1 protein-coding gene is annotated in these 1,026 nt (G+C 71.8%); it reads left to right on the plus strand.

The annotated features are described in order from the left end of the window. Positions 1 to 307: 307 nt before the first annotated feature. A partial coding sequence (locus tag E1287_RS45305; protein ID WP_207934829.1) for a hypothetical protein occupies positions 308 to 1,026 on the plus strand: 719 nt, incomplete at its 3' end.

A 1,026-nucleotide genomic window follows, 5' to 3' on the forward strand; every position in this document is an offset into this window, starting at 1 on the left:
GCCCCCTTCCCCGAGCGGCCTGCTGAGGCTGGTTCCGAACGGCCTACCGAACCACCGTCCGGACGCCGCCCGGCTCCCCGCCCTGATCAGCAGCTCGCCACTCGACTCGATGAGGATGGTGAGCCCGGGCCCAAGCCGTCCGCAGGGATAGGTGCCGCGCAGCACACGACTTCTCGGTCTAGCCAGTCGGCCGAGCCAGAGCCCGGGCGACGCGCTGAGCCGCGGTCTGTGCAACGCGCCGTCCCCCGGTCAGATGGATCTGCCCAGGCTCGTGCTGAGCCTGGTGCGGAGGCGTGCACTACGCGGCGTGCGGCTGCTCGAGCTGGCAGTCCCGCCGACCTTGGAGGCGAGCGACAGGCTGACTCCGGCTCTGAGCAACCAGCCAAGGCGCGGTCCGGTCGGCGAAGTGCCCCTCGGCCTGAGCGGCCTGCCAAATCGGGGTCTGACGCACGAGGTAGCGCTCGCTCGGTTGGGCCTGAGTATGAGGCTGCGCAGCGCGCTGAGTCGCGGTCCGCGCCGCGACGTGCCGTCCCTCGGTCCGGTGGCTCTGCTGTGGCTCGAACTGAGCCGCCTGCGGAGGTGGGCGCTACGCGGCGTGCTGGTGCTGGGTCTGGGCGGCTGGTTGAGTCTGAGGTCGGGCGGCTCGATGAGGCGCGGTCTGCGCGACGTGCGGTTCCTCGTTCGGATGGGGCTGCACAGGCTCGGGCTGAGTTGGGTGCGGAGGTGGGTGCCGCGCCGGGGACGGGTGGCGCTCGGGCTGGTCGTCCTGACGATCTTGGGGGCGAGCGAGGTGGCGCTCGGTTGGCTGGGCCTGGTGAGTCTGGGACTGGGCAGTGCGCCGAGTCGCGGTCTGTGTGGAGGGCCGCTGCTCGGGCTGGGCGGGCGGTTGAGCTTGAGGGTGAGCGGGCGGCTGACCTGGGGGTTGAGTTTGGGGGTGAGCCTGCGGCTGACCTGGGGGTGCAGCTCCTGGGCACGGCGCGGTCTGGTCGGGGAAGTGCTCCTTGGTCTGGGCGGGCTGGTGAGGGG

This window comes from Actinomadura sp. KC06, from assembly GCF_004348735.1.
Taxonomy (GTDB): domain Bacteria; phylum Actinomycetota; class Actinomycetes; order Streptosporangiales; family Streptosporangiaceae; genus Spirillospora.